26 protein-coding genes are annotated in these 26,480 nt (G+C 68.3%); 8 read left to right on the top strand and 18 right to left on the bottom strand.

The genetic code is table 11. The features are described 5' to 3' along the window. Positions 1 to 15: 15 nt before the first annotated feature. On the bottom strand, positions 16 to 825 hold the full coding sequence (gene purC / locus J2X65_RS21815; protein WP_213360731.1) for a phosphoribosylaminoimidazolesuccinocarboxamide synthase: 810 nt from the start codon (positions 823 to 825) through the stop codon (positions 16 to 18). Between the two features lie 317 nt (positions 826 to 1,142). Between purC and J2X65_RS21810 the strand changes: the two genes are divergently transcribed. The 3 genes from J2X65_RS21810 (at position 1,143) to J2X65_RS21800 (ending at position 3,442) form a co-directional block, all read left to right on the top strand. Then, positions 1,143 to 1,466, top strand: coding sequence for a DUF1476 domain-containing protein (locus tag J2X65_RS21810; RefSeq protein WP_310205769.1), 324 nt, complete (start codon positions 1,143 to 1,145; stop codon positions 1,464 to 1,466). 214 nt (positions 1,467 to 1,680) lie between these two features. Then, positions 1,681 to 2,622: an SH3 domain-containing protein gene (locus J2X65_RS21805; RefSeq protein ID WP_310205765.1), complete on the top strand. Its 942-nt coding sequence runs from the start codon at positions 1,681 to 1,683 to the stop codon at positions 2,620 to 2,622. A 166-nt stretch (positions 2,623 to 2,788) separates the two neighbouring features. Beyond that, positions 2,789 to 3,442, top strand: a complete 654-nt coding sequence (locus J2X65_RS21800; RefSeq protein WP_310205761.1) for an SH3 domain-containing protein — start codon at positions 2,789 to 2,791, stop codon at positions 3,440 to 3,442. A gap of 75 nt (positions 3,443 to 3,517) precedes the next feature. Here the strand turns inward: J2X65_RS21800 and purB are convergent, their stop codons facing one another. From purB to J2X65_RS21770, 6 genes are all read right to left on the bottom strand, one after another. Beyond that, positions 3,518 to 4,825, bottom strand: a complete 1,308-nt coding sequence (gene purB / locus J2X65_RS21795; RefSeq protein ID WP_310205758.1) for an adenylosuccinate lyase — start codon at positions 4,823 to 4,825, stop codon at positions 3,518 to 3,520. 96 nt (positions 4,826 to 4,921) lie between these two features. Next, positions 4,922 to 5,608, bottom strand: a complete 687-nt coding sequence (rpe, locus tag J2X65_RS21790; protein ID WP_310205755.1) for a ribulose-phosphate 3-epimerase — start codon at positions 5,606 to 5,608, stop codon at positions 4,922 to 4,924. Positions 5,609 to 5,855: 247 nt separating this feature from the next. Beyond that, on the bottom strand, positions 5,856 to 6,722 hold the full coding sequence (locus tag J2X65_RS21785) for a glycine betaine ABC transporter substrate-binding protein (RefSeq protein WP_310205752.1): 867 nt from the start codon (positions 6,720 to 6,722) through the stop codon (positions 5,856 to 5,858). 72 nt (positions 6,723 to 6,794) lie between these two features. Next, on the bottom strand, positions 6,795 to 7,643 hold the full coding sequence (locus tag J2X65_RS21780; RefSeq protein ID WP_310205748.1) for a proline/glycine betaine ABC transporter permease: 849 nt from the start codon (positions 7,641 to 7,643) through the stop codon (positions 6,795 to 6,797). Positions 7,644 to 7,655: 12 nt separating this feature from the next. Continuing rightward, positions 7,656 to 8,855, bottom strand: coding sequence for a glycine betaine/L-proline ABC transporter ATP-binding protein (locus J2X65_RS21775; protein WP_310205745.1), 1,200 nt, complete (start codon positions 8,853 to 8,855; stop codon positions 7,656 to 7,658). Positions 8,856 to 9,018: 163 nt separating this feature from the next. Continuing rightward, entirely contained in the window at positions 9,019 to 10,035 is a 1,017-nt protein-coding gene (locus tag J2X65_RS21770) for a P1 family peptidase (RefSeq protein WP_310205742.1), read from the bottom strand. Between the two features lie 196 nt (positions 10,036 to 10,231). Between J2X65_RS21770 and J2X65_RS21765 the strand changes: the two genes are divergently transcribed. Then, positions 10,232 to 10,963 (top strand): cytochrome c biogenesis protein CcdA, encoded by a 732-nt coding sequence (locus J2X65_RS21765; protein WP_310205739.1) that lies wholly within the window; start codon positions 10,232 to 10,234, stop codon positions 10,961 to 10,963. A 116-nt stretch (positions 10,964 to 11,079) separates the two neighbouring features. Here the strand turns inward: J2X65_RS21765 and J2X65_RS21760 are convergent, their stop codons facing one another. From J2X65_RS21760 to J2X65_RS21720, 9 genes are all read right to left on the bottom strand, one after another. Beyond that, positions 11,080 to 11,583: a GNAT family N-acetyltransferase gene (locus J2X65_RS21760; protein WP_310205736.1), complete on the bottom strand. Its 504-nt coding sequence runs from the start codon at positions 11,581 to 11,583 to the stop codon at positions 11,080 to 11,082. A 192-nt stretch (positions 11,584 to 11,775) separates the two neighbouring features. Further along, positions 11,776 to 12,876 carry a branched-chain amino acid ABC transporter substrate-binding protein gene (locus tag J2X65_RS21755; protein ID WP_310205733.1) on the bottom strand — a complete coding sequence of 367 codons (1,101 nt, stop codon included), beginning with the start codon at positions 12,874 to 12,876 and terminating at the stop codon, positions 11,776 to 11,778. Between the two features lie 144 nt (positions 12,877 to 13,020). Beyond that, positions 13,021 to 13,386, bottom strand: coding sequence for a DUF6867 family protein (locus J2X65_RS21750; RefSeq protein WP_310206010.1), 366 nt, complete (start codon positions 13,384 to 13,386; stop codon positions 13,021 to 13,023). Positions 13,387 to 13,501: 115 nt separating this feature from the next. Next, positions 13,502 to 14,215: an ABC transporter ATP-binding protein gene (locus J2X65_RS21745; protein WP_310206006.1), complete on the bottom strand. Its 714-nt coding sequence runs from the start codon at positions 14,213 to 14,215 to the stop codon at positions 13,502 to 13,504. A gap of 26 nt (positions 14,216 to 14,241) precedes the next feature. Continuing rightward, entirely contained in the window at positions 14,242 to 15,192 is a 951-nt protein-coding gene (locus J2X65_RS21740; protein WP_310205730.1) for an ABC transporter ATP-binding protein, read from the bottom strand. Then, a complete protein-coding gene (gene livM, locus J2X65_RS21735) occupies positions 15,192 to 16,631 on the bottom strand; it encodes a high-affinity branched-chain amino acid ABC transporter permease LivM (RefSeq protein WP_310205727.1) in 1,440 nt (479 codons plus the stop codon). Before livM ends, J2X65_RS21740 begins: the two co-directional genes overlap by 1 nt. 10 nt (positions 16,632 to 16,641) lie before the next feature. Then, positions 16,642 to 17,559: an ABC transporter permease subunit gene (locus J2X65_RS21730; protein ID WP_310205724.1), complete on the bottom strand. Its 918-nt coding sequence runs from the start codon at positions 17,557 to 17,559 to the stop codon at positions 16,642 to 16,644. A 421-nt stretch (positions 17,560 to 17,980) separates the two neighbouring features. Continuing rightward, positions 17,981 to 19,111, bottom strand: coding sequence for an NAD(P)/FAD-dependent oxidoreductase (locus J2X65_RS21725; protein ID WP_404977781.1), 1,131 nt, complete (start codon positions 19,109 to 19,111; stop codon positions 17,981 to 17,983). Between the two features lie 56 nt (positions 19,112 to 19,167). Further along, positions 19,168 to 20,280, bottom strand: coding sequence for a lysine-2,3-aminomutase-like protein (locus J2X65_RS21720; protein ID WP_310205719.1), 1,113 nt, complete (start codon positions 20,278 to 20,280; stop codon positions 19,168 to 19,170). 88 nt (positions 20,281 to 20,368) lie between these two features. Here J2X65_RS21720 and J2X65_RS21715 point away from each other — a divergent pair, with 88 nt between their 5' ends. Genes J2X65_RS21715 through J2X65_RS21705 form a run of 3 tightly spaced genes read left to right on the top strand, consistent with a single transcriptional unit; the run spans position 20,369 to position 23,117 of the window. Beyond that, complete coding sequence (locus J2X65_RS21715) at positions 20,369 to 20,716, top strand: XdhC family protein (RefSeq protein ID WP_310205714.1); 348 nt, start codon at positions 20,369 to 20,371, stop codon at positions 20,714 to 20,716. Continuing rightward, a complete protein-coding gene (locus tag J2X65_RS21710) occupies positions 20,716 to 21,444 on the top strand; it encodes an XdhC family protein (protein WP_310205712.1) in 729 nt (242 codons plus the stop codon). The genes J2X65_RS21715 and J2X65_RS21710 overlap by 1 nt, the downstream gene beginning before the upstream one ends. Then, positions 21,441 to 23,117, top strand: a complete 1,677-nt coding sequence (locus J2X65_RS21705; RefSeq protein WP_310205709.1) for a molybdopterin-binding/glycosyltransferase family 2 protein — start codon at positions 21,441 to 21,443, stop codon at positions 23,115 to 23,117. Before J2X65_RS21710 ends, J2X65_RS21705 begins: the two co-directional genes overlap by 4 nt. Positions 23,118 to 23,211: 94 nt before the next feature. Here the strand turns inward: J2X65_RS21705 and bcsS are convergent, their stop codons facing one another. Both bcsS and J2X65_RS21695 read right to left on the bottom strand, forming a co-directional pair. After that, positions 23,212 to 23,943: a cellulose biosynthesis protein BcsS gene (bcsS, locus tag J2X65_RS21700; RefSeq protein WP_310205706.1), complete on the bottom strand. Its 732-nt coding sequence runs from the start codon at positions 23,941 to 23,943 to the stop codon at positions 23,212 to 23,214. Between the two features lie 137 nt (positions 23,944 to 24,080). Beyond that, a complete protein-coding gene (locus J2X65_RS21695; RefSeq protein ID WP_310205703.1) occupies positions 24,081 to 24,539 on the bottom strand; it encodes a DUF488 domain-containing protein in 459 nt (152 codons plus the stop codon). 186 nt (positions 24,540 to 24,725) lie between these two features. On the opposite strand from J2X65_RS21695, the gene J2X65_RS21690 reads away from it, so the two are divergent. Beyond that, positions 24,726 to 26,213, top strand: coding sequence for an ATP-binding protein (locus tag J2X65_RS21690; RefSeq protein ID WP_310205700.1), 1,488 nt, complete (start codon positions 24,726 to 24,728; stop codon positions 26,211 to 26,213). Positions 26,214 to 26,480 lie beyond the last annotated feature (267 nt).

The following is a 26,480-nucleotide window of genomic DNA, read 5'->3' as shown; positions in this document are numbered from 1 at the left end:
GCGCCGGCGCGCTCCTCATTTCTCGGGTTCGGACTTCACCAGCACCGGACCAGCCGGCTGGGCGCGCTCGCCCTCCGAGATGATGCCGAGACGGCGTGCGACTTCCGAATAGGCCTCGACAAGGCCGCCCATGTCGCGGCGGAAACGATCCTTGTCGAGCTTGTCGTTCGACTTGATGTCCCACAGGCGGCACGAGTCGGGGCTAATCTCGTCGGCGACGACGATCCGCATCATGTCGTTTTCCCACAGGCGGCCGCATTCCATCTTGAAGTCGACGAGGCGGATGCCGACGCCGAGGAACAGGCCGGAGAGGAAATCGTTCACGCGGATGGCGAGAGCGATGATGTCGTCGATCTCCTGGGTGGTGGCCCAGCCGAACGCGGTGATGTGCTCTTCCGACACCATCGGGTCGTTGAGCTGGTCGTTCTTGTAGTAGAACTCGATGATCGAGCGCGGCAGCTGCGTGCCTTCCTCGATGCCGAGGCGGGTCGACAGCGAGCCGGCGGCGACGTTGCGCACCACGACTTCGAGCGGAATGATCTCGACCTCGCGGATGAGCTGCTCGCGCATGTTCAGCCGCTTGATGAAATGGGTCGGTACGCCGATCTCGTTCAGCTTCAGGAAGACGTATTCCGAGATGCGGTTGTTGAGGACGCCCTTGCCATCGATGACGTCGTGCTTCTTGTTGTTGAAAGCAGTGGCGTCATCCTTGAAGTGCTGAATCAGGGTGCCGGGCTCGGGACCTTCGTAAAGGACCTTCGCCTTACCTTCGTAAATGCGGCGGCGGCGGCTCATGGGGGGGTACCGTCGATTGAGGAAATCCATCGGTGCCGGGGCTCCGGTTCTAACTGGTCCACGGCTGGGGGCTGCTGTGATCGCTCTGCGCCGGGCAATGCCGATTCGTATCGCGCTGCACAAGCTCCCGCGTCCGGACACTAGCCGATCAGCGACCGCGATACAACGCAATGCAAAGACAGGCCGCCAAAACGCACCGCTTCACGGCGACCCGGGAACGGCAGCGGCAGATTGACGTAAGGGGTGTTCCGCTGCCCGGGCAGCGTTGATTTGGGGGCGCGTGCGCTATAATCAAGCCCGCGAGCCGCACCCCGCAGGCCACATAAACAGACAGGGCGAGGGAAAAGATGAGCACGTTCGATAAGCGCGAAGATGCGTTCGAAGCCAAGTTCGCCCATGATGAGTCGCTGAAGTTCAAAGCGCATGCCCGTCGCAACCGTGCGCTTGGGTTGTGGGCCGCCGAAAAGCTCGGACTTTCCAGCGACGAGGCCGCCGCCTATGCCCATTCACTGATCGAGGCGGATCTGGAGCAGGCGGGCGACGAGGAAATCTACACCAAGCTGAAGACCGACTTCGACGCCAAGGGTCTCGACATCTCCGAGCATCGCATCCGCCGGACGATGGAGGATCTGCTCTCCGAATCCCTCGCGGCGATCAAGGCGGAGCGCTGATCGCCAGCCATCCGGGCGAGCCTTTCGCAACCGCGTCGGCCGGCCTGCGCCACTCCCGTGAGTGAGCCGGAGCCGGCCGCGGCATCGGGCGGGCCGAGCACAAGCCTTTAAGCAACCATTTTTCCGGCTTTCCGTTGCAGCACGGCGGATTTGCGGGCATGGGAGAGGCTTGCCGCCGCTACGCGAGGGATGGGCGGGACGGGAGGGGCCACCCATGTGGATCACGAGGTCGTTGCTGACAGCCGGGCTGGCGCTCGCCGGCGTCGGCCTCGCCGCCGGCGCACCGGCCATCGTCACCGCCACGGCCGAGCTGCGCGCCGGGCCCGGCCCGCGCTATGACCTGATCGGCCGTCTCCCGGCCGGCACCGCAGTGGAGACCGCCATCTGCTCCGGCGGCTGGTGCCGGACCCAATATGGTTATGTGAGTGCCGGCCTGATCGGCCAAGGCACGCCGGCCGCGGCGGCCGTGCCGGTCGCTTCCATGATGTCGAACAACCAGCCCGGCAGTACCGTTTCCATGACGGGAACCCGCACCACGATCGGCACGGTGAACGTGCGTGCGGGGGCCGGTACCGATTTTGAGATCGTGAAGACGCTGCCGGACGCCACCTCGGTGAGGGTGCAGGGCTGCGCCAATGGCTGGTGCCAGATCGACGGCGGCTATGTGAGCCTTTATGTGCTCTCGCGCGGGCCCGTGCAGCAGGTCCTGCCTCCCGAGGCCCAGCCCCGGATGCCCGACCCTACTTCGCCTGTAGCCGTGGCCGCAGGGCCATTCTCGCTTCCCGGCCAGGCGTCTGTTCCTGCCGTGGCGAACGCACGGGGCGGAGCGATGCCGGAAAGCAACGCGACCACCACCGCCAATACCAATGTTCGCGCCGGTCCCGGCACCGGCTACGAACGGCTCGGCACGCTGCCCGCCGGATCCCCGGTCGCGATCGAATCCTGCTCGGGGGGGTGGTGCCTCACGCAATATGGTTATGTGAGCGCCCGGTTGGTCGGGCGCGCGCCGGGGCGCTTCAGGGCCGGAACGACGCGGCCGCGTGCCGCCGTGCGGGCGCCGACGCTCGGTTATTGGGGCGCACGGCCGAGCTACTGGGGCGGGCGGCCGAGCTATTGGCGGCCACATCCGGCCTATCCGTTGCCGGAACGGATCTGAGCGCCGGCCAGCGCCCCTGCGCACCTTCCTCGCCCCGCCAGTCGCGGCTTCGTGACACCTGTGGAATGAACCAATGCCGTCCTGCGCCGTTTAAGCGGGGGCTGGACGTGGCCGGCGCCGCCGGCGAGAGGGCGGCCCCGCTGGTCCGCCCGCGAAGGAGGTTTCCATGCGTATGCGGACGACATTGTTGACAGCCGTCGGCCTGCTTCTGGCCGGAATGGCCACCGCCGAAGCGCGGCCGGCCACCGCTACCAACGCGCTCAACGTACGCAGCGGGCCGGGTACCGGCTATCAGGTGGTCGCCACCCTGCCGGCCGGCGCACGCGTCGATGTCGGCGGCTGCACCAGCAACAACTGGTGCCAGATCGGCGGCGGTTATGTCAGCGCCAGCTATCTGTCATTCGGCGGCTCCCGCGTCGCTGTCAGCCCCGGCTATTATGACGGTTATTATGGCGACCCGGCATTGGGCATCGGCGCCTTTGCGCTCGGCGTCGGCGTCGGCTCCGCCTGGGGCGGCCCCGGCTACTGGGGTGGACCCGGTTATTGGGGCGGTCCCGGCTATTGGGGCGGGCCCCGTTATCGCTATTGGGGTCCCGGCCGCTATTACGGGCCGCGTGCCGGCTATTGGCGCGGCGGTCCCGCCTGGCGCGGTCGCCCCGGCTATTGGGCCGGTGGCCCGCGGCCGGGCTGGCGCGGGGCTCCCCCGCCTGCCTGGCGCGGCGGTTATGCCGGCGCCCGGCCGGCGATGTACCGGGGAGGTTATGCGGGCCCCCGTCCCGTTATGTACCGCCCGCAGATCGGCGGCATGCGTCGTCCGTGATCAACGAAAAGGGCCGACTCGAAAGACGAGCCGGCCCAATTCTTTAGTGCAAAAATCTATTGAAGAGAATGAGCTTCAGGCGTGTCCGAAGACCCGCTTGAAGATGGTATCGACATGCTTCAGATGATAGCCGAGGTCGAATTTCTCGGCGATCTCCTCGGCTGAGAGATAGCTGCGCACATCGGGGTCGTTGGTCAGCAGGGTCTGGAACTCGCCTTCGCCGCGCCAGACCGGCATGGCGTTGCGCTGCACCAGCTTATAGGCCTCCTCGCGCGAGGCGCCCTTCTGCGTCAAAGCCAGCAGGACGCGCTGCGAATGCACGAGGCCGCCGAGCCGGTCGATATTCTTCTGCATGGTCTCCGGATAGACCAGCAGCTTCTCGACCACGCCGGCAAGGCGGTTGAGCGCGAAGTCGAGCGTGACGGTGGCGTCGGGGCCGATCATCCGCTCCACCGAGGAATGCGAGATGTCGCGCTCGTGCCAGAGCGCGACATTCTCCAGCGCCGGCGTGACCATGCCGCGCACGAGGCGGGCGAGGCCGGTGATGTTCTCGGTGAGCACCGGGTTGCGCTTGTGTGGCATCGCCGAGGAGCCCTTCTGTCCCTCGGAGAAGAACTCCTCGGCTTCCAGCACCTCGGTGCGCTGCAGATGGCGGATCTCGATGGCGACGCGCTCCATGGAGGAAGCGACGACGCCGAGCGAGGCGAAATAGGCGGCGTGGCGGTCGCGCGGGATCACCTGCGTCGACACCGGCTCGACCTTCAGCCCCATCTTGGCGGCGACATATTCCTCAACCCGCGGATCGATCTGCGCGAAGGTGCCGACAGCGCCGGAAATGGCGCAGGTGGCGACTTCTTCCCGCGCCGCGACGAGGCGGGCGCGGTTGCGCTGAAACTCGGCATGCGCCTGGGCGAGCTTGAGCCCGAAAGTGGTCGGCTCGGCATGGATGCCATGCGAGCGGCCGATGGTCGGGGTCAGCTTGTGCTCGAAGGCGCGCGCTTTCAGCGCCGCCAGCAGCCGGTCGGTATCGGCGATCAGGATATCGGCGGCGCGCACCAGCTGCACGTTGAGGCAGGTGTCGAGAATATCCGACGAGGTCATGCCCTGGTGGACGAAGCGCGCCTCCGGGCCGACGATCTCGGCGAGATGGGTGAGGAAGGCGATGACGTCGTGCTTGGTGACCGCCTCGATCTCGTCGATGCGCGCGACGTCGAAGGTCGCGTCTTTGGCCTTCTCCCAGATCGTCGCCGCGGCTTCCTTCGGCACCACACCAAGCTCGGCCAGCGCGTCGGTGGCGTGCGCCTCGATCTCAAACCAGATGCGGAAGCGGGTCTGCGGCTCCCAGATGGCGGCCATCTCGGGGCGGGTATAGCGCGGGATCACGGGCGTGCTCACTCAATTGGGTGACGGACGCCGCGCATTAGCAGATAGGCGCCCGCGCGACAAATGCGGGCACCGCAGGGGCACCGGGCGGCCGCGTCAGACCAGGGTGCCGAGCGCCCGTTCCGCCGCGTTGCGGATGCCGGCGATGTTGCCCGCATAGGCGGTCGCACCGCCCTTGAACACTGCCGAGCCGGCCACCAGCACCGTGCCGCCGGCTGCCGCGCAGAGCGGCGCGGTTTCCGCCGTCACCCCGCCATCGATCTCGATCTCGATGGCACGGTCGCCGACCATCGTCTTGATCTGGCGCACCTTCTCCATCATCGGCGCCAGGAAAGCCTGCCCGCCGAAGCCGGGATTGACCGTCATCACCAGCACCAGATCGACAAGGTCGAGCACATGTTCGACCGCGCTCGCCGGCGTGGCCGGGTTGAGGGCGACGCCGGCCTTCTTGCCGAGCGCGCGGATATGCTGGAGCGAGCGGTGAAGATGCGGGCCGGCCTCGGCATGCACGGTGATGAGGTCGGCACCGGCTTTGGCGAAGGCGTCGAGATAGGGATCGGCCGGCGCGATCATCAGATGCACGTCGAAGAATTTGGGCGTCAGCGGGCGGATCGCCTTCACCACATCCGGGCCGAAGGAGATGTTCGGCACGAAATGCCCGTCCATGACGTCGATATGCACCCAGTCGGCGCCGGCGGCGTCGATGGCGCGCACCTCCTCGCCGAAACGGGCGAAGTCGCTCGCCAGGATGGAGGGGGCGATGATGAGCGGATGGGCGGCCATGGCGGTCTCCTCGCGATCTCCCGGCGGATCACTCTGGCGGTCTTGCCGACGGCCGCGCCCTAGCACTGGCGTTCGGCCAATGCAATGAGCCGGCCGGGACCGGTGCCAAGGAAAGGCCGGGACGATGCCCGGCCTTGCAGGTGGGAACGACCGCCGTGAGGCGATGTCAGGCAGGAGAGGCGGGGCGAGGAAGGCGGGGCGAGGGGCGACCACCGCGTGGCCACCCTCGCAACCGTCTGACCCGGAACTACTTGGACCAGGCCTCGACTTTGGCCTTGTTGGCGGCGACCCAGGCCTTGGCGGTGGCCGCCGGATCGGCGCCCGGCTTGTTGTTCTCCACCATCACCGCCTGCTCGTCGGCGAGCGACAGGTTGAAATTGTCGAGGATCTTGTAAGCCTCGGGCGCCTCTTCCTTCAGCTTGGTCGAGACCACGGTGTTCACCGTCTCCTCGCCGCCGAACACGCCCTTGGGATCGGCGAGATATTTCAGGTCCCAGGTCGCGAACATCCAGTGCGGCGTCCAGGTGGTGATGACGATCGGCTCCTTCTTGGCGTAGGCGTCCTTCAGCGCCGCGACCATGGTGGCGTCCGAGCCCTCGACCAGCTTCACCGGCAGGGCGTAGTCCTTGATCGCCTTTTCCGACGCCTTCATCAGCCCGGCGCCGGGATCGATGCCGATCACCTTGCCGCCGAACTTGGCCGGATCCTTCTTGATGTCCTCGATGGTGGCGATGTCGACATAGGTCGGCACCGCCCAGCCGATCTTGGCGCCGGTGACGTTGGGGCCGAGATCGGCCACCTTGTCCTTCAGCTTGGCGTAATAGGCAGCATGGGTGGCCGGCAGCCAGGCGGCGACCATCGCGTCGGCCTCGCCGGTCGCCACCGCCTGCCACATGGCGGCGCCGGACAGCGGCACGATCTTGACCTTGTAGCCCTTCTCCTCCAGCGCCGTCTTGACGATGTTGGTCGCCACCACCGCGTCCGACCATTCGACATAGGCGATGGTGAGGTCCTTCTTCTCCGCCTGGGCGGAACTGAAGGCGAAGCTCAGGGCGGTGGCGGCGAGAAGGGCTGTCTTGGCCGCCGTCTTCGCTAGTCTACCGAGAATGGACATAGGCTGTCTCCAGTCTGGAAGGGGGAAGGTTGCTTGCCGGAAGTCGTTGTGCCGCTTCCGTTGGGTGCGTGGTCACGCCTTGTCGCGCCGCATGTGCCGGGCGATGTGCTGGGTGATGCGATCGAGGATGACGGCCAGCACCACGATGGCGATGCCGGCCTGGAAGCCCTGGCCCGCCTCCAGCCGCTGGATGGCCTTCCACACCTCGCCGCCGAGGCCGCCGGCGCCGATCATCGCCGCGATCACCACCATGGAGAGGGCCAGCATGATGGTCTGGTTGATGCCGGCCATGATGGTTGGGATGGCAAGGGGAAGCTGCACCTTGAACAGCTTCTGCCAGCGCGACGAGCCGAAGGCGTCCGCCGCTTCCACCAGTTCCGGCGGCGTCTGCATGATGCCGAGCGCGGTCAGGCGGATGGTCGGCGGCATGGCGAAGACGATGGTGGCGAAGCAGGCCGACACGGCGCCGAGGCCGAAGAACGGAATGGCGGGGATGAGATAGACGAAGCTCGGCATGGTCTGCATCATGTCGAGCGCCGGGGCGACCACCCGCCAGAACCTTTTGCTCACCGCCGCGCCGATGCCGATGGGTATGCCGATGGCGAGGGCGAACAGTGTCGACACCAGCACCAGCACCAGCGACTGCATGGTGGCGCGCCAGAGTTCGAGGTTCCACAGGAAGGCGAACCCCACCACGGTGAACAGCGCGATGCGCAGCGTGGTCAGCCGCCACGCCGCGAGGCCGAAGGCGAGGATCACCAGCCAGGGCGGCAGGCCGACCAGAAGATCGGTGGCTCCCTCAATGCCGGTGCCGACGACGGCGCTGAGCGCGCGGGTCACGCCGGAGAAGTGTGCGGTCGCCCAGTCCAGCGCGATATCGCACCATTCGGCGAGGGGAATGCGCGGGATTTCGAACGCCATCACCATGTCCCCTCAGTGCTCAGGTTGCGAATGACGGCGCGCCAGCGTCGCCACGAGGTCGGCATTGGCGATGACCCCGCGCAAGCTTCGATCGGCGTCGATCACCGCGATCTCGCCCCGCCCGGTGGCGAGCTTCGCCACCGTCTCGTTCAGCGTCGCCTCCGCCGATACGCAGGCATCGGTGTCGCTGAGCAGCAGCCGCAGCTGCGTCTCGCCGGCCGCCTTCAGCGTGTCGGCGTCGACCGTGCCCTGGAAGCGGCCCTCGTGGCAGACCACGGTGACCACCGGCTCGCCGCTCTGCATCAGGCTGGCGAGCGCCTCCGCCGCGGTGCTGAACCAGGGCTTCACCGCCGCCGGCGCGCGCATGGCGTCGCCCGCGGTGACGACGCCGAGCACGTCGATATGCTCGACGAAGCGTCGCACATAGTCGTCGGCCGGATGGCTGAGGAAATCGGCCGCCGTGCCCTGCTGTACCACGCGGCCGTCCTTCATCAGCACGATGCGCCCGCCGAGCGCGATGGCCTCGTCGAGATCGTGGCTGACGAAGACGATGGTCTTCTTCAGCCGCTTCTGCAGCGCCACCAGTTCCTGCTGCATGTCGCGGCGGATCAGCGGGTCGAGCGCGCTGAACGCCTCGTCCATCAGCAGCACGTCGGGATCGAGCGCCAGTGCGCGGGCGAGGCCGGCGCGCTGCTGCATGCCGCCGGAAAGCTGCGAGGGGTAGTGCTGGTCCCAGCCTTTCAGCCCGACGGTCTCCAGCGCCGACATCGCCCGATCGCGACGCGCGGCCGGCGGGACGCCCTGGATCTCCAGCCCGTATTCGACATTCCTGACGATGGTGCGGTGAGGAAACAGCGCGAATTGCTGGAACACCATGCCGAAGCGGGTACGGCGGAACTCCATCAAGTCCCGCTCGCTCAATTTGGTGATGTCGACATCATCCACGAGCACCGAGCCGGCGGTGGGCTCGATCAGCCGGTTGATGCAGCGCAGGCAGGTGGATTTGCCCGATCCCGACAGGCCCATGACCACCAGGATCTCGCCCTCGGCAATATCGAAACTGACATCCTGCAGCCCGACGACCGCGCCGGTCGCCTTCTGGATCTCGGCACGGCTTTGCCCGGCCTTCAGCAACGACAGCGCCGCTTCCGGCCGGTCGGCGAATATCTTGGTCAGTCCGTTGACCCTGATGCGAGGCCGGCTCTGCGTCATGCGCCCCTCTTTTTTTCTAAAGAGAGTGTCCGGCGCATTGCGGCCTCGTCGATTGGACGGATGCGACAGCAGCGGCAATGAAACACGACAAAACCGTGTCAGCGACCCCGTCTTATTGCGCCGGCCGCAATAAGCCCGGAAAACGCCCGTCGTTGATACCTCCTCAGCGTCCCCAGCGGTCGCGCCAGGAAGGGAGCGCGCCGGGCTGCGGCAGCGCGCTCGCCTCATAGACGCCGCGGGCGCAGGCGCGGGCCAGGGCTTCCACCGCGGCGACGCCGATCCAGGCAAGGTCGCGCACCGGCTCGCCGAGCGGCTTGAAGCCGGTGGCGGCGGTGAACACCGTGTCGCCGTCGAGAGGTGTGTGCACCGGCCAGATGGCACGGGCCAGTCCGTCCTGCGCCATCACCGCGAGCCGCTTGCACTGGGCTTTGGTCAGCACCGCGTCGGTGGCGACGATGGCGATGGTGGTGTTGGCGAGCGTGGCCGCCGCCGGTTCCTCGACCGCCGGCATGCCCTTCATCGGCGGCGCGAGGCGCGGGTCGGGCAGGGGGGACGGCAGGCCGAGGCCGCCGAACTCGCCGCCGCGCTCGAAAGGCGCGGCCCAGAAATGCGGACCATCGCCGACATTCACCGAGCCGACCGCGTTCACCGCGACGATGGCGCCAACCATATGGCCGCTGGCCGCCCGCACCGAGGCCGAGCCCAGCCCGCCCTTGAGAACGGCCGTGGTGGCGCCGGTGCCGGCACCGACAGTGCCGAGCGGAAAATCCAGCCCGGTGTCGACGGCTGCTCGGTAGCCGAGGTCGCGATACGGAGCAAAGCGGCCCCAGTTCTTGTCGCCGCCATTGATGAGGTCGAACAGCACGCAACCGGGCACGATGGGGATGCGGGCGTCGCCGATGGCGAAGCCGATTCCCTGCTCGGCCAGGGCGGCCATCACCCCGGCGCAGGCATCGATGCCGAAGGCCGAGCCGCCGCTCAGCGTCAGCGCGTGCACGGCGTCGACGGTGGTGTCGGGTGCGAGCAGATCGGTCTCCCGCGTGCCCGGCCCGCCGCCGCGCACGTCCACCGAGGCGGTGGTCGGCCGGTCGAACACCACCGTGGTGACCCCTGAAGCGAGAGCGAGATCGGTGGCATGGCCGACCTTCAGTCCGGCGACGTCGGTGATCAGATTGCGCATCGACCTACCTCTTGCTGAATTCACGAAACCCTACTCGCACAGCCATCACATCCCGGCGATGGTGGAAATCGCCGCATTGCATTCGCCGCCGTGGCCGTGCATTGGACGCAGGTCGGACTGACGCGCGGCCGGCACGGGAGGCGATCCGGATCGCGATGTGGATCGCCAGTCAATTCGTTCACGGGTGCCAAGGTCAATGGCCGACGTCACGCTTCCGGCCGCTTTCCTCGCCGGTATCGCCAGCTTTGCCTCTCCCTGCGTGCTGCCGCTGGTGCCGCCCTATCTGTGCTACCTCGCCGGCACCAGCCTCGACGAGATCACCCACAAGGCGCCGACCGATGCGGCGGCGCGGCGCACGCTGGCGGCCTCGGCGCTTTTCGTCGCCGGCTTCTCCACCGTGTTCGTGGCGCTCGGTGCCGGCGCGTCGGTGGTCGGCGGCTATCTCCGGCTCTATTCGCAGGAGCTGGCCATCGTCGCCGGCATCGCCATCCTGCTGATGGGGCTGCATTTCCTTGGCCTGCTCCGCCTCGGCTGGCTGACGCGCACCAGGCGCGTGCATGTCGATGCCCCGGCGACGCTGGCGGGCGCCTATGTGATGGGCCTCGCCTTCGCCTTCGGCTGGACCCCGTGCATCGGGCCGGTGCTGGCGGCGATCCTCGCGGTGGCCGCCTCGGAGCAGACGCTGCTGCGCGGCGCCGGCCTGCTGGCGGTCTATTCCGCCGGGCTCGGGGTGCCGTTCCTGCTGGTGGCGGCGATGGCGCGGCCGGCGCTCGGCCTGCTCGTCCATGCGCGGCGCTATCTGCCGATGGTGGAGAAGGGCATGGGCGCGCTGCTGGTGCTCACAGGGATCGGCTTCCTCTCCGGCTGGATGGCGAGCATCAGCTACTGGATGCTGGAGACCTTCCCCGGGCTGGCCAGCTTCGGCTGAACGCCGATTGCCGCTAAAGCGTTTTCGAGCGAAGTGGATTCCACCTCGCGGGAGGAAAACGCGTCAGAACAATTTGCTAGAGCATTTCCAGCGAACCGGTATTCACCGGAAATGCTCTAGCGCGCGAGTGCCTTGCGCATGCGGATACAGGCCATCCGCGCCCCGCCCCGCAGCAGATGCTCGCCGCTGCGTATCGTGACGTAGCCATGGCGATGGTAGAACGCCTCCGCATTGATCGAGGCGTCGAGAACGAATTCGGTAACGCCATATTTGCGCGCCCTGAGCTCGAGCGCCCGCAAAAGCGCGCCGCCAATGCCGCGCCGGCCGTGTTCGGGGGCGACATATACGGCGCGCAGTTCGCGCCCACTCGGCACGAAGGAGCCGAAGCCGATCACCTTGCCGCCCGGTGCGCGGGCGATGATCGCCTCTTCCTCGCCGGTCTCGATGCGATGCGCGAGGGCGTCGACATGGTCGGGCCGCAGCGGCAGCGGCGCCCAGGCCTCGATGATGTCGGTGGCGTAGAAGCTGGCGGCGGTCGCGCGAATGGCCGCGCGATGCACCAGCAGCATCGCTTCCGCATCTTCCGGGTGAGCCGTTTCCAGGCGCAGATTCGCTTCCATCGACATGTCGAGCCCAACGGATGAACGAGTTTATCCGGAGGGCGCCGGCTGGCAACGGCGCCGTATGCCGGGGAGCGGCACGGGATCGATCCGTGAGGGGAGGGGCGAAAGAAAAACCCGCCGGCGCGGACCGGCGGGTCTCGTCTTCAGGCCTTGAGCGCAGCGCCGCGGGCGCCGCCGGTCGAAGGCGTATCAGAGCTCGGTGTAGCCGCCGTCCTTCCAGACATAGACGACGTAGTCGAGATTGGTGCGGTCGCCCTTCTTGTCGAAGGTCAGCTTGCCCAGCACGGTGTCGAAGGGCTTGCCGGAGTGGATGTACTCGGCGACCTTCTTCGGATCGAGCGACTTGGTGGCGTCGGCCGCCTGCTGGATCACCTGGCCGGCGGCATAGGAGTAGAGCACGTAGCCTTCCGGATCGATGCCCTTCTTCTTGAACTCCTCGACGACCTTGGCGGCAGCGGGGTTCTTGCGCGGATCGGGACCGAAGGTCATCAGCGTGCCTTCGGCGCCCGGACCGGCGATGGTCCAGAACTCCTTATCGGTGATGCCGTCACCCGAGAACAGCACGGTCTTCAGGCCCTGGTCGCGCATCTGGCGCACCAGCAGGCCGGCTTCGGTGTGCAGGCCGCCGTAATAGAGGATGTCGACATTGGCGCCCTTCAGCTTCGAGACGAGAGCCGAATAGTCCTTCTCGCCCGGGTTGATGCCTTCGTAGACGACTTCCTTGATGCCGGCCTTGTTCATCGCCTTCTGCGTCTCGTCGGCGAGACCCTTGCCGTACGGGGTCTTGTCGTGGACGATGGCGACCTTCTTGCCCTTCAGGTTCTTGACGATGTACTCGGCGGCCACCGCGCCCTGCTGGTCGTCGCGCCCGCAGGTGCGGAACACGTTGGTGAGGCCGCGCTCGGTCAGCTTCGGATTGGTCGAGGCCGGAGAGATGGCGACCACGCCGCCTTCGGCATACTGCTCGGAAGCAGGGATCGACACGCCCGAGTTGAAGTGGCCGATGACGAACTTCACGCCGTCCGCGATGAACTTGTTCGCCACCGAGACGCCCTGCTCGGGCTTGGAGGCGTCGTCACCGACGATGATCTCGACCTTCTGGCCCTGGAGGCCGCCGGCGGCGTTGACGTCGGCCGCCCACTGCTCGGCGCCGTTCTTCAGCTGTGCCCCGAAAGTGGCGTTGGCGCCCGTGATCGGGCCGCCGACGCCGACTTTCACCTGCGCCGAAGCCGGCAGCGCCATCGCCAGGGTGGCGCTGAGCGCAAGGCCGGCAAACAGAAACTTCTTCATGGAAGATCTCTCCTGCTTCTGAAAGGTTGGTTGTTCGCTGGTCCGTCGGCCAGGCCAGTCGCCCCATGGTGGTCGTCGTCCGAGGGCAAATGTTGCTCTTTTTCAGGCGCTTGTCGACGGCAGAAGCGAAAGGTTTCGGCCGAACTACGCGACGTCCTTCCGTTGCGTATCCGGGGCTCCCCGCTGCCAGCCGAAGGGGCCGGACTGACGATAGAGCCAACCATAGCGTGTCGCCATCTGCTTTGCTCGCTCGGCACGGAAGCCGAGGGTCGAGATCGCCAGCACGAAGGCGGTATCTGTGAGGAAGTGCGGCAGGCTGAACAGCGTGCCCTGGAACAGCGCGAAGTGGAAGAAGCGCACCGCGCAGCCGAGCAGCAGCGCATAGACCACCGCCTGCCGGTAGCCGCGCCAGGTGGAGGCCACCGCCCGGCCGGACAGCCAGGCCGCGCCGCCGCCGAGGAAGACGGTGACGAGGTAGAAATCCGCCCGCGAGGCCTCGACCACCAGCACCGGCGCAAGGATGCTGGCGAGAAGGACGGCGACCGCCACCACTGCCGGCAGCACCACGGCGAGGCTGGCGGGCGAGCCCTGGGCGATGAGGGTAGGACGCGTGGATGGGCTCATCTCAGTGCCTCCCGCCTTCGAGATAGGCGGCGCGCACTTCCGGCCGCTCCAGCAGCTCGCGGCCCTCGCCGGACATGGTGACGGCGCCGTTCACCAGCACATAGCCGCGATGGGCGAGCTTCAGCGCGTGGAAGGCGTTCTGCTCGACCAGGAACACGGTGAGCCCCTCGCTGCGGTTGAGCTCGCGTATGGCGTCGAAGATCTGCTTGACGATCAGCGGCGCCAGGCCGAGCGAAGGCTCGTCCAGCATCAGCAGACGCGGCCGGCTCATCAGCGCGCGGCCGATGGCGAGCATCTGCTGCTCGCCGCCCGACAGCGTGCCGCCGCGCTGGTTGACGCGCTCCTTGAGGCGGGGGAACAAGGTGAACACCCGCTCGAGATCGCTGTCGAAATGCTCGAAATTGTCGATGGAAGCGCCCATCTGCAAATTCTCGAACACCGTCATGCGCGGGAAGATGCGCCGGCCTTCCGGCGACTGGGCGATCTTCAGATGCGCGATCTCGTGGGTCGGCATCCGCGTGATGTCGCGGCCCTCATAGAGGATCTGTCCCTCGCGGGCGCGCGGCTGGCCGAAGATGGTCATCATCAGCGTCGACTTGCCGGCGCCGTTGGAGCCGATCAGCGTGACGATCTCGCCGCGATGGACGTCGACGTCGACGCCCTTCAGCGCCATGATGTTGCCGTAGAAGGTCTTGACGCCGCGCACGGCGAGCATGGGCTCGGAAGAGGTCACGGCGGCGCTCACGAGTGCGCTCCCGTGGCTTCGTCGAGCACCGCTTCGACCGCCTCGACCGCATCCTCGTCGACGCCGAGATAGGCGGCGATGACGCGCGGGTCGTTCCGCACCGCCTCGGGCGTGCCGTCAGCTATCTTGGTGCCGTAGTCGAGGACGACCACATGGTCGGAAATTTCCATCACCACGCTCATGTCGTGTTCGATGAGAAGGATGGAGGTGCCGTGCTCGGCGCGGATGGCCCTCAGGAGCTCGTTGAGCTCCAGGCTCTCGCGGGGGTTGAGGCCGGCCGCCGGCTCGTCGAGGCAGAGCAGGATCGGGCCGGAGCACATGGCGCGGGCGATTTCCAGCCGCCGCTGGGCACCATAGGGCAGGTCGCCGGCCGGGTCGTCGGCGCGCTCGGTAAGGCCGACCTTGTCGAGCCAGTATTTCGCCCGCTCGGTGGCATCCTTCTGTGCCGCGGTCCAGCTCGGCAGGCCGAGCAGCCCTTTCAGCGAATAGCCGGAGGCGGTCATCAGCGCGTTGTGCTGGGCGACCATGAGGTTCTCCAGCACGGTCATGCCGGAGAACAGCCGGATGTTCTGGAAGGTGCGCGCCACCTTGGCCTCGCCCGACACCTTGAAGTCCGGCATGCGCTCCAGAAGATAGACGCTGGAATCCGGCCCGACGAGGGCGCGCTCGCCGTTCAGCGTCACCGCGGCGAGTTCTTCAGCGGTGGGCGCGCGGCCGTGACCGAGGATCAGGCGGCCCTCGCTCGGCTTGTAGAAGCCGGTGATGCAGTTGAACACCGTGGTCTTGCCGGCGCCGTTGGGGCCGATCAGCGCGGTGATGTCGCCGCGGCCGACACGGAAGGACAGGTCGTTGACGGCGACGAGGCCGCCGAACCGCATGAACAGGTGCTCGACCGTGAGGATCGGGTCCTTGTCCCAGCCTTGGATGGGGAGAGCGTTGTCGGACATCAGCCGTGCCCTTCCTTCACGAGACTGCCGGAAACCGCCTTCTTCTCCTTGAGATAGATCGTCGGATCGCGGGAAGAGACGAGGCCGCGCGGCTTCCAGATCATGATCGCCACCATGGCGAAGCCGAACAGCAGCATGCGGTAGAGGCTGGGATCGAAGCCTTCGCCGAATACCTGCTTGAGGAAGCCGAGATTGCGCAGCATTTCCATGCCGCCCATCATCACCGCCGCCGCCACCGCGACGCCGATCTGCGAGCCCATGCCGCCGAGCACCACGATGGCGAGGATCATCGCCGAGATGTCGAAGGTGAAGCTCTCCGGCGAGACGAAGCCGGCCCGCACCGCGAAGAAGCAGCCGGCGAAACCGCCGAACATGGCGCCGGTGGCGAAGGCCGAGAGCTTCACATTGGTGGTGTTGAGGCCGAGCGAGCGGCAGGCGATCTCGTCCTCGCGCAGCGCTTCCCACGCCCGGCCGACCGGAAGCCGGCGCAGCCGCACCGTGGTGAAGGCGGTGATGAGCGCCAGCGCCAGGATGATGAAATACAGGAAGACGATGCGGTGCATCGGGTTGAATTCGAGCCCGAACAGCGCCGCGAAGCCATCCTCGCTGGCATTGAACGGAATGCCGAAGAAGGTCGCGCGGGGGATCGAGGCGATGCCGGCGCCGCCGCCGGTGAAATCCACCCAGTTGATCAGCACCAGGCGGATGATCTCGCCGAAGGCCAGCGTCACGATGGCGAGGTAGTCGCCGCGCAGGCGCAGCACCGGGAAGCCGAGGATCATGCCCCACAGCCCGGCGAAGGCACCGGCCGCCGGCAGGCAGAACCAGAACGCCCAATTGGCCCAGAAGGTCTCGCCGAGCAGCGCCGCGAAGAAGTCGTTCACCGGCGCCGAGGTGGCGAGTAGCGCATAGGTGTAGGCGCCGACCGCGTAGAAGGCGACATAGCCGAGGTCGAGCAGGCCGGCGAGGCCGACCACGATGTTCAGGCCCCAGCCGAGCATCACATAGGTGAGGATGAGGATGCCGAGGTCGAGCAGGTAGCGGCTTTCGCTGAGGCCGCCGGTCATCAAGGTGGCGAAGAAGGGGAACCCGACCGCGAAGGCCAGCAGCGCCGGCTTCAAGGCCGGAGAAATGGCGAGGATGCCGCGGGCGACGGGGCTCGTTCCGGCCTGCGCCTTGGGCCGCCGATTGGGCGACCAGACGGTGAGGTTGAGGATCAGTCGCCCGGCGACGATGATCCCGACCATGACGGCGACGATGAGCGGCCGATAGGCGAGGCCGAGGGCCCCGTCGATCACGATGGTCTCGAAACCGACCAGCGGCCCGAGCAGGCCGAGCGCGATCAGCCCGGTGAAGAAGGCGTCCTTGAGGGCGCCGGGAAGGACGGAGGTGCCGGAGCCCGCGATGGCGCCGGCAGGATGTGCGGTGTCGACGGCCATTGACGTCGCCTCACACCTTCTCGACTTCCGGCCGGCCGAGCAGGCCCTGCGGCAGGAAGATCAGCGTGATGGCCAGAATGGAGAACGCGGCGACGTCCTTGTACTCGATCGAGAAATAGGCCGACCAGAACACCTCGATCAGGCCGATCAGCAGCCCGCCGAGCACGGCGCCGGGCAGCGAGCCGATGCCGCCGAGCACCGCGGCGGTGAAGGCCTTCACGCCGGGCACGAAGCCATCGGCGAAGTTCGCGACGCCGTAATACATCAGGTACATGGTGCCGGCGACGGCGGCGAGGGCGGCGCCGATGACGAAGGTGAGCGAGATGGTGTGGTCGACATTGATGCCGAGCAGCGCTGCCATCTTGCGGTCCTGCTCGACGGCGCGCTGGGCGCGGCCGAGCGATGTCTTCTGCACCAGGTACCAGAAGCCGAAGAGCAGAACCGAGGTCAGCAGCATGATGATGATCTGCTTCCAGGCCAGCGTGACCTGATAGCCCTCGCGCTCCATGATGACGATCACGTCGGTGACCATCGGGGGCACCGGCTTGTTGCGCGGGCCCTGCGACACCTGGACGAAATTGGCGAGGAAGATCGACATGCCGATCGCCGAGATCATCGGCGCGAGGCGGAAGGAGCCGCGCAATGGCCGGTAGGCCACCCGCTCGATCGCCCAGTTCATCAGCGATGTGAAGAACATCGCCACCACCAGCACGATGGCCAGCGCCAGGAAGATCGAGGTGATCCCCAGCACGGTGGTCACCAGCAGAAAGCAGATGAGCGCGATGAAGCTCGACACCATGAACACGTCGCCATGGGCGAAGTTCACCATGCCGATGATGCCGAAAACCATGGTGTAACCGATGGCGATCAATCCGTAGATCGATCCCAGCGTCAGCCCGTTGATGAGCTGCTGAACAAAAACGTCCATAATGTATGCCGGCTCCCCTCAGCCGATGTCGCCACCCCAGCTCCCGTATGGTTTGCCCATATTGTGATCGTGCCCGGGAGATGGGCTGCGCAGAGTCTTAGCCTGCGCCGCGATCCGATACAATTCGATCGAAAGACGAAATGCAAATCATTGAAAGAAGTGATGCATGGGTATTAAAATACCTCAGTTGCCGAAAATCTAATCAATTTCAGGCTGTTGCTAGGTGCGATTTCACGCGCCCGCCGTGGTATTCAGCGTCTGAAAAATGTCGCATGAGCGACACAATCCCCATTTTTGAACAGCCGAGCAATAAGAACGGGCGGCCGGAGCGGCCGGACAGGCCCCGTCGGTTACCGTCGCGGCGAGTCGCGCAAAGCCGGGCTGCGGATCCGGCCGTCGGCAGGCGTCCGGCAGGAGGGCGTCAGGCGGCTTGGCCGGCTGCCCAGCCGGAAGACCATGCCCACTGGAAATTATAGCCGCCGAGCCAGCCGGTGACGTCCACCACCTCGCCGATGAAGAACAGGCCCGGCACCGCGTGGGCCTGCATGGTCTTCTGGTCGAGCTCGGCGGTGTCGACACCGCCGAGCGTCACCTCGGCGGTGCGGTAGCCCTCCGAGCCGGTCGGCTTGAACCGCCATTCATTAACCGCCAGCGCCAGTTGGCGCAGCGCCTTGTCCGACAGATCGGCGAGGTTGCGGCCGGCGGCGTGGCTGTCGCCGGCGAGTTGCGCCAGCCGGCGCGGCAGCAGCGCGGCCAGCGCGCTGCCCGGCGCCTGCCGGCCATTCTCGCCGCGCGCCGCCCTCAAGGCGGCGAAGACGTCGGTGCCGGGGACCAGATCGAGCGCGATTTCGTCGCCTTCCCGCCAATAGGAGGAGATCTGCAGGATCGCGGGCCCGGACAGGCCGCGATGGGTGAACAGGACAGCCTCGTCGAAGCGGGTCTTGCCATGCGTGGCTCTGGCCGGCAGGCCGATGCCGGCCAGCGGTGCGAGCCGCTCCAGCAGTGCCGGGTCGAGCGTCAGCGGCACCAGCGCCGGGCGGGTCGGCGTCACCTTGAGGTCGAAGCGGGCGGCGATGTCGTGGCCGAAGCCGGTGGCGCCCATCTTCGGTATCGACTTGCCGCCGGTGGCGACCACCAGGCTGGCGCAGGTGAGGGCGCCGCCGGAGGTGGCGAGCCGGAAGCCGCCTTCCACCCGCTCGGGCAGCGCCGCCGAGGTGGCGAGGCGCAGCGCGCCGGCGGCGTCGTCGAGCTCCCGCAGCAGCATGTCGACGATCTGCCGCGCCGAGCCGTCGCAGAACAACTGTCCCAGCGTCTTCTCGTGGAAGCCGATGCCGTGGCGGCGCACCAGCGCGATGAAGTCGTGCTGGCTGTAGCGCTTCAGCGCCGAAATGCAGAAGCCGGGATTGGCGGAGAGGAAGTTCTTCGGCGTGGCGCCGATATTGGTGAAATTGCAGCGGCCCCCGCCGGATATGCGGATCTTTTCACCTGGTGCGCGAGCATGGTCGATGACGAGGGTACGCCGCCCGCGCCGGGCCGCCTCGATGCCGCACATCAGCCCGGCGGCGCCGGCGCCGATGACGACCACATCCCAGTTCTCCGCCGGCGTCTTCACGGTTCCGTCGCCGGATCGCCGGCCAGGGGATCATAGGCCAGGGGATCGTAGGTATGGACCTCGCCGCAATAATCGGTAACCTGCCAGCCCTCGGGCGCCGGCTCGATATAGCCCGGCCCGATCGGCACCTTGCCGTGGCCGCCGGGAATGTCGAGCACATAGGTCGGCAGGGCGAGGCCGGAGACGCGCCCGCGCAGCGCCCGCATCAGCTCCTGCCCGCGCTCCACCGGCAGGCGGAAATGCGCGGTGCCCGGCGCGAGGTCGGGATGGTGCAGGTAATAGGGCTTCACCCGCGCCTCCACCAAGGCGCGGAACAGGCGGGCGAGCGTGTCGGCGTCGTCGTTCACCCCGGCCAGCAGCACGCTCTGGCCGACCAGCGCGATGCCGGCATCGGCAAGGCGGGCCAGCGCCGCGCGCACCTCGCCGTCGAGCTCGCGGGCATGGTTGGCGTGCACGGCGACATAGGTGGTAAGGCCGGGCACCCGCAGCGCGTCGGCAAGGGCGGCGGTAACGCGCTCCGGCGCCGCCACCGGCACGCGGGTGTGGAAGCGCACGATCTTCACATGGGCGATGGCCGCGAGGCGCGCCATCAGTTCCTTGAGCCGCCGCGCCGAGGCCATGAAGGGATCGCCGCCGGTGACCACCACCTCCCAGATCTCGGGATGGCCGGCGACATAGGCGAGCGCGCCGTCGAGCACCTCGTCCGACAGGGTGGTCTCGGCGCCGGGGCCAACCATCTCGCGGCGGAAGCAGAAACGGCAATAGACGGCGCAGACGCCGACCAGCTTCAGCAGCACCCGGTCGGGGTAGCGATGCACGATGCCCGGCACCGGGCTGTGCGCGTTATCGCCGATCGGGTCGGTGAGCTCCTGCGGCCGGTCGTCGAGTTCGCGCGCATCGGGCAGGAACTGGCGGGCGATGGGGTCTTCCGGCACGCCCGGCGCCATCTTTGCCGCCAGCGAGGCGGTGACCGCCACCGCATAGCGCGCGCCGACCGCCTCCAGCGCCGAGTCGTGCGGCAGCAGGCCGGCTTCGGCGAGCGCGGCGGCGCTGCGCAGCGTGCGCGGCAGGCGGGTGAGGGGCGGGGCGGCGGAACGGCTCGGCTTCATGCGCGACCTTGTGACCGTTTCCACCTTTATCGGCAAGGCGGGTTGTGCTGCATTGCGCTATAGTTGCTCACATATAAGGGAGGCTGTCATGGCCGGCTCGGAAGCTGGCGCGCCCGCCGCGCGCGAGGACGACGTACTGGAAGCCGCGGCCCGCTGGCGCCGCGAGGGCCGCGGCGTGGCGCTGGCGACGGTGGTGGAGACCTGGGGCTCGGCGCCGCGCCCGGTCGGCAGCCATCTCGTCATCGACGAGGCCGGCGGCTTTCTCGGTTCGGTGTCCGGCGGCTGCGTCGAGGGCGCGGTGGTGGCGGAAGCCGCCGAGGTGATCGTCGACGGCGCCCCGCGCCTGCTGGAGTTCGGCGTCGCCGACGCGACCGCCTGGCAGGTGGGTCTTTCCTGCGGCGGGCGGATCGCCGTCTATGTCGAGAAGCTGAACTGATGGATCTGTTGCTGCTCGAGGAGCTGAACGCCGAGCGCGCCGGGCGCCGCGCCGCCATCGTGGTCACCGAGCTGGGCAGTGGCCGGCAGCGTCTGGTGAAGGCGGCGGCCATCGACGCCGATCCGCTGGCGCCGCAGCTCGCCGAGGCGCTCCGCACCGGCAGGAGCGGCATGCTGACGCTCGGCGATGAGCGGTTGTTTCTCGCTGTGGAGGTGCCGGCCCCGCGCCTGGTCATCACCGGCGCGGTGCACATCGCCCAAGCGCTGGCACCGATGGCGCGGCTCGCCGGGCTCGACGTGACCATCGTCGATCCGCGCACCGCCTTCGCGACGCCGGAGCGCTTCCCGGATGTCGAGGTGCACGCCCAATGGCCGGACGTGGTGCTGCCGCGGCTCGGCCTCGACGCCTTCACGGCGGTGGCGGCGCTGACCCACGATCCCAAGATCGACGACCCGGCGCTGATCGAGGCGCTGGCGCGCGACTGCTTCTATATCGGTGCGCTGGGCTCGCGCCGCACCCATGCGACCCGGCTCGATCGGCTGGCGGAAAAGGGGGTGCCGCGCGAGGCGCTCGCCCGCATCCGCGCGCCGATCGGGCTCGATATCGGCGCGGCCAGCCCGGCGGAGATCGCGGTCTCCATCCTGGCCGAGATCGTCGGCGAACTGCGGCGCCGGCCGGCAGTGGACGAGCGCGCCGGCGGGCCGGCCACGAGCGGGCAGGCGGCATGAGATTCGACCGCGTACCGCTCGGCGAGGCGGAAGGGGCGGTAAACGTTCATTCGCTGCGGCTGCCGGGTCTCGAGCTGCGCAAGGGCACCCGGCTCGATGCCGGCACGCTCGGCGCCCTGGCCGGCCACGGGCTTGCCGATATCGTGGTGGTGCGGGCCGAGGCCGGCGACGTCGCCGAGGACGTGGCGGCGGCACGGGTGGCCGCGGCGATCGCCGGTGGCGGGGCGGCGCCCGATGCCGCCTTCACCGGCCGCGCCAATATCCGCGCCCGCTGCGCCGGGCTGGTGCGGGTGGACCGCGCCGGCGTCGATGCGCTCAACGCCGTCGACGAGACGGTGACGCTGGCGACGCTGCAGGAATTTCGGCTGGTGCAGGCCGGCGAGATGATCGCCACCGTCAAGATCATCCCGTTCGCGGTGGCGGGCTCGGTGATGGCGGCGGTGGAGACGGTACTCGCCGGGCGGCCGCCGCTGGTCGAGGTGGTGCCGTTCCGGCTGTCGCGCGTCGCGGTGATCTCGACGCTGCTGCCGGGGCTGGCCGAGAAGGTGATCGCCAAGACGCTGCGGGTGACGGCGGCACGGCTGGCCGCTGCCGGCGCCGTCATCGGCCATGAGGAGCGGGTGCCGCATACAACGGAGGGCGTGCGGCACGGGCTGGAGCGCGCGCGGGCGGCCGGCGCCGATCTCGCCATCGTGTTCGGGGCTTCGGCGATCGCCGATCGGCGCGATGTCATCCCTGCCGGGCTGGAAGCCGCCGGAGGCGTCATCGAGCACTTGGGAATGCCGGTCGATCCGGGTAATCTCCTGCTCACCGGCCGGCTGGGGGCGCTGCCGGTGCTCGGCGCGCCGGGATGCGCCCGCAGCCCGAAGGAGAACGGCTTCGACTGGGTGTTGAACCGGCTGCTCGCCGGCCTCCCGGTTTCGCGGACCGATATTGTCTCGATGGGTGTAGGAGGTCTTCTGATGGAAATCCCGTCCCGTCCGCAGCCGCGCGAGGGTGCGGCCCCGCATGCTGGCGGCCCGACCGCCGCCATCGTGCTCGCCGCCGGCCGCGGCAGCCGTATGCCGGAGACCTACAAGCTCACCGCACCGCTCGACGGCGAACCGATGGTGCGCCGCGTGGTGCTCTCGGCGCTCGCCTCGCATGCGCGGCCGGTGATCGTCGTCACCGGTCATGACGCCGCCAAGCTGCGCGCCGCGCTTGTCGGGCTGCCGGTGCATCTCATCCACAATCCCGATTACGCCGAAGGGCTGTCGAGCTCGATCCGCGTCGGCCTCGGCGCCGTGCCGCCGGAAGCGCCCGCCGCCGCCGTGCTGCTCGGCGACATGCCGAAGGTCCATGCCGGTCTGATCGACCGGTTGATCGCCGCGCTCGACGCCGCGCCCGGCGCCATCGCCGCCGCGCCGTCGAGCGAGGGGCGGCGGGGCAATCCGGTGGTCTGGGCGCGGCGGATGTTCCCGGCGCTGGCGGCCCTCACCGGCGATGTCGGCGCGCGCCATCTGCTCGCCGAGAACGCCGAGGCGGTGGTCGATGTCGAGGTCAGCGACGACGCGGCCTTCGTCGATGTCGACACGATGGAGGAGTTGCAGGCGCTGGAACTGCACCACATCGCCGAGACCGCCCATGTCGATGCCGGCCCGGCGCTGGACGGCATGCAGGCCGAGGATGCCTGAGGACCAGGCGTCTTCGGCACGGCAGGCTGCCGGTTCGCGTGGAGAACTGACGCGAGGCGATGCCCCGGAACGGCCCCGCTAGAATGGTGTGTAGCTAGAACGGCGTGTAGAAGGACAGCGCGCCATAGGCGCCGTCCGGGCTGTCGCTGCTCCAGCGCCAGCCGGCGGCGACGCGCCATTGCCGGCCGGGCAGGGGATTGGCGAGATAGAGCCCGATGCCGGCGGTGTTGGAGAACCAGTCAGCATATCCCATCGCCTCGGTGCCGAGCTCCACCTTATCGGTAAGCTTGCGGCCGAGGCCGGCCCGCAGCGATGCCGTCTCGTCCGCGGTGGAGGCGCCGGCGGCTGCGCTCGCCACCCAGTCCGGCGCCGGGCGGTGAAACCATTCCACCACGCCCTTGATGCCGACATGACTGCCCTGGTCGCGGTTCGAAGGATCGGGGCGGTCGAGCATGTCCTGGCGCAGGTTCACCCCGCCATAGACCGCCAGCGCGTGGCCGCCTTCGAGGAACTGCCATCCGGCCAGCACCTCGCCTTCCACCTTGCCGGCATTGTTCCAGCCGCCGGGCACCGCATCTGTACGGTAGGAATAGCGGCCGCCGCCGCCCTGGGCGCGCAGGCGGAAGCCCTCCTCGTGCATGGCGCCGAAGGGCGACCAGGCCGCGCCGGCCCAGCCATAGGAGGTGTCGCGGGCGACATCGACGCCCGAATAGAAATAGGAGCGTTCGGCAAACGGGTTCTGCCACGCCGGCTCCTCGGCGACGGCGGCGCCGGGACCTGCGACGGCAAGCAAAAGCCGCAGCGCCAGACGGTGGATACCCGCCATGCCGATCCATTCGGAAAGTTGTGAAAATCCATGCTTCAGCCAATACGAGCATCGGCTGGAGCGGCTGCCAACGAATCAATGCGCGCATAAGATCGGGATGCACGCATGCGTTGTAGGCAATTGGTCGCGGTATGAGGCTACAGCGGTGCGGCCATCAGATGGGTCACTGGCACCTCCACGCGCTCGCAGACGAGATTGGCGACGATGAGCCGGTGGCAGTGCTCGGGATGCCGCTCAAAGCAGAGCAGGCAGACCCGCCTGCCGGCCTCGACGAGGCCCACCAGTTCGTCCAGCTGCTCCCGTGCGGTCGGCGTCCTCATGTGCTCGGCGAAGATGCGCTGCATGGTCGCGTGCTGCCCGCTGCGCGCCGCCTGCCGGCCTTCCGCCGGGGTGCCGAGGCCGCGCAGGTGCAGATAGCCGATGCCGCGCTCCGCCACGCCGGCCGCCAGCAGGGTCTTGGAGAAGCCGGCCCGGCGCGAGGCCGCCACCGCCCGCACATCCACGAGCAGCTCGACGCCGGCCTGCGCCAGTTCGTCGAGCACCGCCGAGGAACTGGCCTGCTCGTAACCGATGGTGAACAGCGCGGGATCGGACATGCGGCTACTGTGTCCGAGCCGGATCGTCTTGTCGACGCCCCCCGTGATCGATGCCGCCCGCCCCTTGCCGGCGGGGCGCGAATCTGTGGACTTCTATGCCGGTGCCGCTCCCCGCGCGCGCGATGGTGCTAGAGCGTGGCGGGGACGGATGGAGCATCAGGCGATTATCGGGACGCGAAGCAGATCATGACCATCGCCATCGAGCTCGGGGCCGGTCCAGCCGGCCAGCCGGTGCGGCTCGATCTGGAAGAGCTGCTGTCGACCCGCCTGCTGGTGCAGGGCAATTCCGGGTCCGGCAAGTCGCACCTGCTGCGCCGCCTTCTGGAACAGAGCGCCGGCCATGTGCAGCAGGCGATCATCGATCCGGAAGGCGATTTCGTCGGTCTCGCCGAGCGCTTCGGTCATGTCGTCATCGATGCCGAGCGCACCCAGAGCGAGATCGGCCGCATCGCCGCACGCATCCGCCGCCATCGCGCCTCGGTGGTGTTCAACCTCGAAGGGCTCGATGCCGACGCGCAGATGCGCTCGGCCGCCGCCTTCCTCGCAGGCCTGTTCGACATCGAGCGCGACTACTGGTTCCCGATGCTGGTGGTGGTGGACGAGGCGCAGCTCTTCGCCCCGGCCGGCGCGGCGGAGATTTCCGAGGAGGCGCGCCGCGCCTCGCTGATGGCGATGACCAACCTGATGTGCCGCGGCCGCAAGCGCGGCCTCGCCGGCGTCATCGCCACCCAACGCCTCGCCAAGCTGGCCAAGAACGTGGCGGCGGAGGCGTCCAACTTTCTGATGGGCCGCACCTTCCTTGATATCGACATGGCCCGCGCCGCCGATCTGCTCGGCATGGAGAAGCGGCAGGCGGAAAGCTTCCGCGACCTCAACACCGGCTCCTTCGTCGCGCTCGGCCCGGCCCTGTCGCGCCGGCCGCTGCCGGTGAAGGTCGGGCAGGTGGAGACCGGCACCCGCAATGGCCGCCCCTCGCTGATGCCGCTGCCGGACATGGCCTCCGGCGACATGCAGGGGCTCATCTTCGAGGATGACGGCCTGCCATTGCCGGCGCCGGCGTCGCGCCCGGCCGGCCCCTCGGCCGACGAGGTGCTGGAGCAGCTGGAGCATGCCGTCGCCCCGGTCGCGGCCGAGCCAGATGTCGAGGCCGCCGCCGCCATCGAGGCGGAGCGCGAGGCGCTGATCGACGAGATCATCAATCAGTTCGTTTCCGATCCGGATGCGCCGTTCCGTTCGGCGGCGACGCTCTATCCGGACTTCACGGTGCATTGCCGGGTGCGTCGCGTCGGCTCGCGCATGCCGGATCTCGCCGAGTTCACCCGCCGCCTCGCCATTGCCCGCGCCGGCGTCGCGGGAGCGGGCGGGGAGGGGCGCGACGGCGAGTGGCGACGTGCGGTCGAGCTTGCCGGCGCCCTGCCGGAGGAGATGCAGGGCGTGTTCCTGCTCCTCGCCCGCGCCGGCATGGAGGGCGCGCCCTCGCCGGCCGACGAGGAGCTCGCCCGCGCCTATGGCAGCCGCTCGCCCTCGCGCGGGCGCTGGCTGCTCACCTATATGGAGGAGCGCGGCCACCTCGTCTGCGAGAACGATTTCCGCGGCCGCCGGGTGGTACGTTTCCCGGCGCTCGGCTGGAAGACCGCGCCGGGCGACCCGAAGGGCGCCTCTGCGACGGCGTGACGACCTGGACGACGGTGTGAAGGGCGGCCGAAGCGCCGCGTCGCCTTCGCAAATGGCTACGCCGGCCCCGCTGCATCTGACCTTCTGTCCCTCTCCCCGATGGGGAGAGGTGGCCCGCGTAGCGGGTCGGTGAGGGGGGACGACATGGGGAAGCCGAGAGGAGGGGGGGCCCCCCCCCCCCCCCCCCCCCCCCGGCGGGGGGGGGGGGGGGGGGGGCCCGCCCACGGCAGGGACGAAAGGTCGGGGGCGGCGGGAGGGGGGGCGCGC

The sequence above is a fragment of the Ancylobacter sp. 3268 genome (assembly GCF_031456575.1).
In the GTDB taxonomy this organism is placed as follows: Bacteria; Pseudomonadota; Alphaproteobacteria; order Rhizobiales; family Xanthobacteraceae; genus Ancylobacter.
The sequence above is the reverse complement of the archived record's forward strand: the minus strand, read 5'-3'. Positions and strand labels throughout refer to the sequence as shown.

What these genes read in the sequence shown, in the direction of transcription:
- purC (WP_213360731.1), bottom strand. Translation starts at nt 825, where the DNA reads ATGGATTTCCTCAATCGACGGTACCCCCCCATGAGCCGCCGCCGCCGC.
- J2X65_RS21705 (WP_310205709.1), top strand. Translation starts at nt 21,441, where the DNA reads ATGAGATTCGACCGCGTACCGCTCGGCGAGGCGGAAGGGGCGGTAAAC.
- bcsS (WP_310205706.1), bottom strand. Translation starts at nt 23,943, where the DNA reads ATGGCGGGTATCCACCGTCTGGCGCTGCGGCTTTTGCTTGCCGTCGCA.
- J2X65_RS21765 (WP_310205739.1), top strand. Translation starts at nt 10,232, where the DNA reads ATGGCCGACGTCACGCTTCCGGCCGCTTTCCTCGCCGGTATCGCCAGC.
- J2X65_RS21695 (WP_310205703.1), bottom strand. Translation starts at nt 24,539, where the DNA reads ATGTCCGATCCCGCGCTGTTCACCATCGGTTACGAGCAGGCCAGTTCC.
- J2X65_RS21755 (WP_310205733.1), bottom strand. Translation starts at nt 12,876, where the DNA reads ATGAAGAAGTTTCTGTTTGCCGGCCTTGCGCTCAGCGCCACCCTGGCG.
- J2X65_RS21780 (WP_310205748.1), bottom strand. Translation starts at nt 7,643, where the DNA reads ATGGCGTTCGAAATCCCGCGCATTCCCCTCGCCGAATGGTGCGATATC.
- J2X65_RS21745 (WP_310206006.1), bottom strand. Translation starts at nt 14,215, where the DNA reads ATGCTCGCCGTGCGCGGCGTCAAGACCTTCTACGGCAACATCATGGCG.
- J2X65_RS21770 (WP_310205742.1), bottom strand. Translation starts at nt 10,035, where the DNA reads ATGCGCAATCTGATCACCGACGTCGCCGGACTGAAGGTCGGCCATGCC.
- J2X65_RS21710 (WP_310205712.1), top strand. Translation starts at nt 20,716, where the DNA reads ATGGATCTGTTGCTGCTCGAGGAGCTGAACGCCGAGCGCGCCGGGCGC.
- J2X65_RS21740 (WP_310205730.1), bottom strand. Translation starts at nt 15,192, where the DNA reads ATGTCCGACAACGCTCTCCCCATCCAAGGCTGGGACAAGGACCCGATC.
- J2X65_RS21810 (WP_310205769.1), top strand. Translation starts at nt 1,143, where the DNA reads ATGAGCACGTTCGATAAGCGCGAAGATGCGTTCGAAGCCAAGTTCGCC.
- J2X65_RS21785 (WP_310205752.1), bottom strand. Translation starts at nt 6,722, where the DNA reads ATGTCCATTCTCGGTAGACTAGCGAAGACGGCGGCCAAGACAGCCCTT.
- J2X65_RS21725 (WP_404977781.1), bottom strand. Translation starts at nt 19,111, where the DNA reads ATGTGCGGCATCGAGGCGGCCCGGCGCGGGCGGCGTACCCTCGTCATC.
- J2X65_RS21775 (WP_310205745.1), bottom strand. Translation starts at nt 8,855, where the DNA reads ATGACGCAGAGCCGGCCTCGCATCAGGGTCAACGGACTGACCAAGATA.
- J2X65_RS21690 (WP_310205700.1), top strand. Translation starts at nt 24,726, where the DNA reads ATGACCATCGCCATCGAGCTCGGGGCCGGTCCAGCCGGCCAGCCGGTG.
- J2X65_RS21715 (WP_310205714.1), top strand. Translation starts at nt 20,369, where the DNA reads ATGGCCGGCTCGGAAGCTGGCGCGCCCGCCGCGCGCGAGGACGACGTA.
- J2X65_RS21805 (WP_310205765.1), top strand. Translation starts at nt 1,681, where the DNA reads ATGTGGATCACGAGGTCGTTGCTGACAGCCGGGCTGGCGCTCGCCGGC.
- livM (WP_310205727.1), bottom strand. Translation starts at nt 16,631, where the DNA reads ATGGCCGTCGACACCGCACATCCTGCCGGCGCCATCGCGGGCTCCGGC.
- J2X65_RS21800 (WP_310205761.1), top strand. Translation starts at nt 2,789, where the DNA reads ATGCGTATGCGGACGACATTGTTGACAGCCGTCGGCCTGCTTCTGGCC.
- J2X65_RS21760 (WP_310205736.1), bottom strand. Translation starts at nt 11,583, where the DNA reads ATGGAAGCGAATCTGCGCCTGGAAACGGCTCACCCGGAAGATGCGGAA.
- rpe (WP_310205755.1), bottom strand. Translation starts at nt 5,608, where the DNA reads ATGGCCGCCCATCCGCTCATCATCGCCCCCTCCATCCTGGCGAGCGAC.
- J2X65_RS21730 (WP_310205724.1), bottom strand. Translation starts at nt 17,559, where the DNA reads ATGGACGTTTTTGTTCAGCAGCTCATCAACGGGCTGACGCTGGGATCG.
- J2X65_RS21720 (WP_310205719.1), bottom strand. Translation starts at nt 20,280, where the DNA reads ATGAAGCCGAGCCGTTCCGCCGCCCCGCCCCTCACCCGCCTGCCGCGC.